6 protein-coding genes are annotated in these 8,589 nt (G+C 27.9%); 5 read left to right on the forward strand and 1 reads right to left on the reverse strand.

Annotated elements, in window-relative coordinates:
- Positions 1 to 496 precede the first annotated feature (496 nt).
- Positions 497 to 1,069: a hypothetical protein gene (locus tag IEW75_RS14190; protein ID WP_134247047.1), complete on the forward strand. Its 573-nt coding sequence runs from the start codon at positions 497 to 499 to the stop codon at positions 1,067 to 1,069.
- An 84-nt stretch (positions 1,070 to 1,153) separates the two neighbouring features.
- Here IEW75_RS14190 and IEW75_RS14195 read toward each other — a convergent pair whose 3' ends face one another.
- Positions 1,154 to 1,327, reverse strand: coding sequence for a hypothetical protein (locus IEW75_RS14195; protein ID WP_188704079.1), 174 nt, complete (start codon positions 1,325 to 1,327; stop codon positions 1,154 to 1,156).
- A 396-nt stretch (positions 1,328 to 1,723) separates the two neighbouring features.
- Between IEW75_RS14195 and IEW75_RS14205 the strand changes: the two genes are divergently transcribed.
- From IEW75_RS14205 to IEW75_RS14220, 4 genes are all read left to right on the forward strand, one after another.
- Positions 1,724 to 3,667 carry a tetratricopeptide repeat-containing sensor histidine kinase gene (locus IEW75_RS14205; RefSeq protein ID WP_134247046.1) on the forward strand — a complete coding sequence of 648 codons (1,944 nt, stop codon included), beginning with the start codon at positions 1,724 to 1,726 and terminating at the stop codon, positions 3,665 to 3,667.
- A gap of 411 nt (positions 3,668 to 4,078) precedes the next feature.
- Positions 4,079 to 5,887, forward strand: a complete 1,809-nt coding sequence (locus tag IEW75_RS14210) for a tetratricopeptide repeat-containing sensor histidine kinase (protein ID WP_134247045.1) — start codon at positions 4,079 to 4,081, stop codon at positions 5,885 to 5,887.
- A gap of 5 nt (positions 5,888 to 5,892) precedes the next feature.
- Positions 5,893 to 6,561 carry a response regulator gene (locus IEW75_RS14215; RefSeq protein ID WP_134247044.1) on the forward strand — a complete coding sequence of 223 codons (669 nt, stop codon included), beginning with the start codon at positions 5,893 to 5,895 and terminating at the stop codon, positions 6,559 to 6,561.
- A 1,262-nt stretch (positions 6,562 to 7,823) separates the two neighbouring features.
- Positions 7,824 to 8,204, forward strand: a complete 381-nt coding sequence (locus tag IEW75_RS14220) for an HU family DNA-binding protein (RefSeq protein WP_134247043.1) — start codon at positions 7,824 to 7,826, stop codon at positions 8,202 to 8,204.
- The last annotated feature ends 385 nt before the right edge of the window (positions 8,205 to 8,589 follow it).

The raw sequence follows: 8,589 nt of genomic DNA on the forward strand, positions 1-8,589 counted from the left end.
GTTGCATTTCCATGTTTTGTTTTTGGATCATTATTTCATCCATTACCATGCTTTTAAAGCAACTATTTTCATAGAATCTTTGCATCAGAATTGGCAAATACCTTAATTAAATACAAATTTAAGGTTGTATTAAAACGAATTCTAAATCAAAATTCAGACAAAAATTATAATTCACAAAAGTGGATGTTTTAATTTTATCGATTAATTGTAAAATAGTAGTTCTAACCACGCATTTTTTTATATTTTAGACATAAATTAAAAGGGGTAATTAATACCTTTTTTAGAAGTTAAGCATGATATTTATCAAAAACTCTAGAGTTAAAATTCTTTTTTATTTCACAAGAAATTGTGACGTTTAAACAAGATATAAATTAGACTAAAAAAGAGAAATAGTTTAGGGCTTTCAAAAAAGAAGGGTCTTTTAGTAAATTAATAACTTAACCATTAGAAATAGTACAAGAACTAACAATTTAATTACATTCTAAAATTAATAGAAATGAATAAAACATTAAAATCAATTCTAAAGGAAATAGAAATTCAACCTTATGAATTAACGGATGATATATTAGAAAATACCGACCAATATAAATTTATTTATAATAAAATTGTTGAAAATTTAGGAGAACCTACCTTTAAAAGAGTATTAGCAATAAGGTTGATTGCTGAACAATTATATAGAGAGGATAATTATGGCTCTGTAGAATTTGACAGGTACAAAGACAAGTTAAAAGAAATGCTTGCCGATATAAGCGAAACGGAAATATCCGATTTGTTATCTAATTATTTTGACGTTTCAGACCCGAGAAGATATCAAGTAATTGAAAGTGTAGAATATTTAACTTCTAATAATGAGAGAATTAATGTGAGTTTTATTATTAATATATTAGCTAATTCTATTGTAGATGAAATAAATTATGAAATTTTATTGGTAAAATTAAAACTACAAAATATAATCTCTTTAGAAGAATGGTATGCGTTTTATGACATAAATGAAAATGAGTGTTCTAAAGAAGATTATAAGAATAGAGTTGACAGAATTAACGATATTCTGACAGGTTTACTAAAATAGTTTGCCTATTTTTTTAGATTTATTGTATTTCAATATTTGTTAAACAACTAAATAATTGAGCATAAACAAAATATTTGACTAACTTTAAACTGGAATTTCATAATCTCCCTCAAATTCAAGAGAAGGAAAATCAGCGTCTTTTATCAAGTTTTCTGAAGCGGCTATATTAAAATGGATGTTGTCTTTTGTTTTTAACTGCCATACAATGCCTTCAGCTTCCGGAAAATTGGTATTTTCCTCCATTTGTGTGTCAAACAATCGCTTAAGAATATTACGGTCAGATAGGCCATTGCTAAATAATTTCAGCAAAATTTCTTTTGTAATTTTGATATTGGAGTTTATGTCAAGAGGCATTATGGAACAATCAATTAATGTGGCATTGGCGCTTGGAAATGTTCCGTTAAATGCTTTGTAAAGTAGCGTGATGCAGAATTGAACTGCAGACCTCCGGGTTATGAATTTTAAGAATAATTTTTAATTTTCCAAATTTACTGATATTATACTTTATAATAGGTTTTAATTCGTTCATTGTTTCTGGATGTAAACCTCTCTGAATTAAAATATTCCATTTTTCCTTTTGAAGATTATCAGTTCTATACCATAAAAAATAAATTAAATACTTACTGATTTATAGTTTTATGTTAATTTAGAGGAATGAAAAATTTAAAATTTACATTCCTCTTTTTTGTTGTTTTTAGTTGCTTTCTAATAGCATCTTGTACTTCAAAAGAAGAAGTAAAATCTTCAAATACTACTGCATTGGATTCGATTAGTCTTTTTATGAAAGACATGAAAAATAATGATTTAGATTTTAATACTAGGTTAAATCGAGCAAATAGAGCATTACAAAAAATAGAAAACAAAAGATCTGATACACGAATTGAACAAATTCTAGCCTATAAAATTTATTTATTTGGGAATTTAAAACAGCTGGATAGCGCTGTAAGTATTAATAAAGCATTGATTCAAATAAATATAGAAAAGAATGATTCTGTTGCTATTGCAAATAATTATTATCAATTGGCTTATTATTATTTCCAAAACGATAAAAAAGATAGCGCTTTTATTGCTAATAAACTTTCCAAAGAAATTTATATTAAACTTGGTGATAGTTCAAAAATTGGTGAGAACTTAGCGCAAATGGCCATCATACAATCTGGTCTTGGTGATTTTATTGGAAGCGATAATAATGCAATACAAGCATTAAAATACCTTGATAAAGATAATTTAGTATATATATCTGCCATTTACAATAGCATTGCTATTTCAGCGAAAAAACGAAAAGATTATAAAGAAGCAATCTATTGGTATAATAAAGCTATTGAAACTTCAACAATAAATAGTTTTAAGGCAGTAAAGAGTGGTAATCTCGCTGTTGTGTATCGATATTTACAAGAGTATGATAAGTCAATTGCTATATTTGAAGAATTGATAAAGGGTGGTTCCTTAGATAATGATATTAAAGCTAAATCCAGAGTTTTAGATAATCTTGCATATACCAAATGGCTAGCTAATGAAAACGAAAATGTTAGTGATGATTTACTTGCAGTTTTAAATACACGACGGGAAGAAAATGATTTATGGGGGCTGAATGCAAGCTATGCCCATCTTGCAGATTATTACAAAAATAAGAACCCTGATATAGCACTTAAATATGCACGTAAAATGTATAAGCAAGCTAAGTTACTAAATAGTGCAGAAGATCAATTGGAGGCTATGCAAAAACTAATTGAGTTGGAAACTTCGGTTAAAGCAAAAGAATACTACCACACTTATATTAAGTTAAGTGATAGTTTAATGGATGCGGAAAGAAATAAATTAAATAAATTTGAAAAACTGAAATACGATAGCGAAAAAAACCGTGAAGATAATTTGCAATTAAAAATTACAAATTCAAAAAAAGAGTTACAATTAGAAAAGGAAAAAACCAGAAATATAATTGGAGCCGCTTCAAGTGGCACAGTTGTTCTTGGTTTATTAGGTTTTTTATATTATCGTAAACAAAAACATAGACAAGAGAAAAGGGCAGAAGTTTATAAAACCGAAACACGTATTGCCAAAAAACTTCATGATGAAGTAGCAAATAATATGGTAAATATTATGAATAAAGTACAATATACAGAAGATCCTAAAGAGCAACTTTTAGATGACTTGGAAAAAGTATATTTACTTACAAGAGATATTTCACATCAAAACAATAGTATAGAAACGGGTGTACATTTTAAAAAATCTTTAAAAAACTTACTTACAAGTTTTAATACTACTACAACTACAATAATACTTAAAAATAGTAGTGAAGTAACTTTAGAAGAAATTGCTAAAGACAAGCAGATAGAAATTTATAGAATAATGCAAGAGCTCATGGTAAATATGCAAAAGCATAGTAAAGCCACATTGGTTGCAATTTCTTTTAAAAGAACTGCTGATGAATATTTTATAAATTACTCCGATAACGGGAAAGGTGCGGATCAATCTGAGCTAAAAGTGCGCAATGGACTTAAAAATGTAGAAACCCGTATAAAATCTATAAATGGTCTTATTACTTTTGAAACATCTTTAAATAAAGGATTTAAAGCATTTATAAGTTTTAAAAAATAATAGCTATGTTTAAAAAAGTATTAATAGCAGAAGACATGGACTTTATTAATAGTGGAATAAAGTCTCAATTAGCTGAAATATGAATTTTAAGAATAATTTTTAATTTTCCCAATTTACTGATATTATACTTTATAATAGGTTTTAATTCGTTCATTGTTTCTGGATGTAAACCTCTCTGAATTAAAATATTTCATTTCTCCTTTTGAAGATTATCAGTTCCATACCATAAAAAATAAATTAAATACTTACTGATTTATAGTTTTATGTTAATTTAGAGGAATGAAAAATTTAAAATATTCATTCATCCTTTTTGTATTAATAATTTCATTTTTATTTTCTTTTTGCAACACTAAAATTGCAAATCCAGGTGAAACTACGAAGCTAGATTCAATTGATTTTTTTATTAAAAAAATGAAAAATAATAAATTGAATACCAATGAAAGGCTGCTATCTGCTAATAGCGCATTGGAACAAATAGAAAAATCTAATGAAGATAAGAAAGTCACTACAATTCTAAGTTATAAAACTTATTTACTGGGTTTAGAAAGAAATTTTGAAGGAGCCTTAAAAACTTCAAAAGAATTATTACAATTATCCATTAAGCGCAAAGATTCTGCTATGATTGCAGATGTAAGTTTTAGGGTTGGGTATTATTTCTTAATGGAAGCTAAAAAGGACAGTGCATTTTTGCACTATCAAATGGCGAATAGCATTTATACAGTTTTTAATGATAGTGTGAAAATTGGTCAAAGTTTAGCTCAAATGGCAATGATACAATCAGATTATGGAGATTATATAGACAGCGATATAAATGCAATAAATGCTATTACTTATTTAGATGAGAATGACAAAGTTTATTTATCAGCTATTTATAATTGTTTAGCTATTTCATCAAAAGGTCAATTTGATTATGTAGAAGCTGTTTATTGGTATGATAAGGCAATTGAATTAGCACCTAATTCAATAGAAAAAATTAGATGTTTGAACAATAAGGCGAATTCACTTGGATACATGAAAGAATTTGAAAAATCCAATGCTATTTTTGAAAATATTTTAAAAGATTCTATTATTGAGAATTATCCAAAAACAAAAGCGAGAGTAATAGACAATATGGCATTTACAATATGGAAGCAGGATCCTAGCAAGAATGTTCTTACGGAATTATTGAGCGCATTAAAAATTAGAGAACAACAAAATGACTTAGTTGGCTTAGCCACAAGTTACGATCATCTTTCGGAATATTTTAAAAATACGAATAATACATTGGCAATTGATTATGCAATAAAGTATTTAGAAGTTTCAAGAAAAGATAAAAGCCCAAATGAAGAGTTAAAAGCATTACAAGCTTTAATTGAATTAAATCAGAAATCGAATGGTTACAGTAACTATGCTCGATACGTAAGCTTAAGGGATAGTTTAGACAAAGCTGAATTAAATAGGAAAAACAGTTTTGCCAAAATAAAATACGATAGTGAAAAAAACCGTGAAGATAATTTGCAATTAAAAATTACAAATTCAAAAAAAGAGTTACAATTAGAAAAGGAAAAAACCAGAAATATAATTGGAGCCGCTTCAAGTGGCACAGTTGTTATTGGTTTATTAGGTTTTTTATATTATCGTAAACAAAAACATAGACAAGAGAAAAGGGCAGAAGTTTATAAAACTGAAACACGTATTGCCAAAAAACTTCATGATGAAGTTGCAAATAACATGGTAAATATTATGAATAAAGTACAATATACAGAAGATCCTAAAGAGCAACTTTTAGATGACTTGGAAAAAGTATATTTACTTACAAGAGATATTTCACATCAAAACAATAGTATAGAAACGGGTGTACATTTTAAAAATTCTTTAAAAAACTTGCTTACAAGTTTTAATACTACTACAACTACTATAATTCTTAAAAATAGTAGTGAAGTAACTTTAGAAGAAATTGCTAAAGACAAGCAGATAGAAATTTATAGAATAATGCAAGAGCTCATGGTAAATATGCAAAAGCATAGTAAAGCCACATTGGTTGCAATTTCTTTTAAAAAGACAGCTGATGAATATGTTATAAATTACTCCGATAATGGGAAAGGTGTGGATCAATCTGAACTAAAAGTGCGCAATGGACTTAAAAATGTGGAAACCCGTATAAAATCTATAAATGGTCTTATTACTTTTGAAACATCTTTAAATAAAGGATTTAAAGCATTTATAAGTTTTAAAAAATAATAGTTATGTTTAAAAAAGTATTAATAGCAGAAGACATGGACTTTATTAATAGTGGAATAAAGTCTCAATTAGCTGATTTAGGAATTGCCCAAATTGACTATGTGCAATATTGCGATGAAGCCTTACTTAAATTAAAAAGTGCTAAATTAAATAACCAACCTTTCGATTTATTAATAAGCGATTTATCTTTTGATGAAGATTATGTTGAACAAAATATACAATCTGGAGAAGAATTGATTAAGGCTGTTAGAAAAGAGTTTCCTTCATTAAAAATTGCTGTATTTTCCATTGAAGACAAAGAATATACGGTTCAAACCTTATTTAATGAGCATAAAATAAATGCGTATGTCTGGAAAAGCAGGGAAGGACTAAGAGAGCTTAAAAAGGCGATCCAACAAATATTTAATACAGAAAGTAATTATATTTCTCCACAGGTGGCTGGGTCAATGCTAAAAAGCAAAGCAATTGAAATAGTTGAATATGATATTTTTTTAATAGAATGCCTTTCTAAAGGATATTTACAAGAAGAAATTAGTGCTATTTTAAAAGAAAAAAGCTGGTCGCCTACAAGTGTTAGCTCCATTGAAAAAAGGTTAAAATTTTTAAGAGAGCATTTTAATGCCACTAACCCTACGCATTTGGTAGCTATAACAAAAGATTTGGGGCTTATTTAATAATTTACCTTTAATTTTTATTGAATTACGGAAACCCGTACGTTTATACCAATTTTTCAAATTAAATTTGAATATAATTACAGGAAGATTGTTAGTCATAAAAAAAGATAAAAAAAAGCCTTACGGAATTCAGTAAGGTTTTTTTTTTAGAAAAGAATTCACTTCTCAAGTTTCACTTCTCACTTCGCAACAGATTGCCGCACTTGTACTCCAACGTGCCAGCTGGTCTGATCGGTAAAAAATGTTCACAGAACATTTTCTTAACCCTCTATCCCACAATGACGTGCATATTTCAAGATTTTCATTTTTTACTCACCTTTCCTTACTCTCTTATTGTTGATGTTTGTGAATTTTAGATTTTTTTGATGAAAAACAAGACAGGACTGAGCGTAAAGAAAATCTCTAGTAAACATTATGGTGAATGAGGTAGTTTGCGCGGGGCTAGCCCTACCAAACTATATCTAAATGTTTTGTTTAACACTTAAATTTCAGAAAATAACCTTTACTATCTTTAATTATTTATTATAAATAATATCGGATACCTATAAAATAAATTAAAAATAGCCTTTTTTAAAATTTTTTTTCAACAAAAAATCAAGATTTGAACAAAAATTGTTATTAACTAATTTAATAAAAAACGAAAAAGTTATGAATACTTGTTAATTTAGCATCAGAAACAATAGTATACTTGTTTTACAGGAACTTGAAAATAGCAGCTAGCCTATTTTCTAAATAGCACAGCATTAAGTTACTGTGTTATAGAAACAAAAAAAGTCCTAAAGCGACAACTTTAGAACTTTGTATTTTGGTAATGCTAAAAGAAGCATTTGTTTTGATATCACAAATATATTACACTTCTTTTAGCTTACCTAATTTTTTTATAGAAAAATATAAACAGTTTAAGATACTGTTTATCAAAAGGGTAGGTATATGAATTAACTATTTATTAGACACGGTGTATCAGGAACTGGTACATCTAATTACTGCAAAAAACGTTGTAAAATTACTTCTGGCGGAAGGTGTTATACCAATTAAATTTTGAAATGGTGCATACATAAATTGAATTATTTTTTTCTTTATGAAGGCAAAATTTTCAATCATAGCAATAGTTATGGTTTAAAAATTTAACACGGATAAAGGAAAAAAGAAACAATTTATAAGTGGCATTTTAATGTTTAATTGGTATTAATAGGTAAGCGTAAAAAGGAAGAGGTGTAGGTATAACTACCTCTATAAAAGTTATACATGTTAAAATAATTAAAATGATAAAATATATTTTAAAAGAACAGGTAAATCCTCAGGATTTAGCTGCTCAAAACAAGTTTTTACCAGTTAAAATAAAGCAGGAAACATTAACGTTACGTGACTTTGCTAAAAGAATCAGCAGAGAAAGTACGGTTAGTAGTATGGATGCAATGGCTGTTTTAGAAGGGTTGTTACAAATAATCCCTGATGAAATTACCAATGGTAAAATTATTAAGTTGGGAGATTTTGGAACTTTTAGAAGTACCATTACTAGTGAAACAGCTATATCTAAAGAAGCGTTTCATGTGTCTAAAATTAAAGGTTTAAATGTGCGATTTAGACCGGCAAAAGAATTTACAAAACAAATTTCAAACATTGATTTTCAAATAGATTCTTAAACAATCATATTTGAAAAATCGTTATCTGATTTTTAAAAAGTAAATTGCTAAAAGCGATACCCCAGGGTATCGCTTTTTTTTTGGGCTGTATGTTAAACTAGACCTTGATGATTTAGCAATAGTTGCGCAACTATTAAAAATAGTCGACCGACTTTTGAAAATAGTCAAGCAACTTTTAAAATTAGTCGAGCGACTTTTAAAAATAGTTGCGCAACTTTTTAAAAAACAACCTTCCGTAAGTGCAGTAAGTCACTTGGAGTGGTATTTTGCAATGTAATGTAGGAATAGCGTATATAGAAGTAGTATGTGCAGGTTCTCGATACAATTTTAAAAAGAACTAAGGTTCTTGTTAAAACCACTCGAACTGACGAAGATACAACCTCGC

Source organism: Lutibacter litoralis, assembly GCF_014646675.1.
Lineage (GTDB): Bacteria > Bacteroidota > Bacteroidia > Flavobacteriales > Flavobacteriaceae > Lutibacter > Lutibacter litoralis.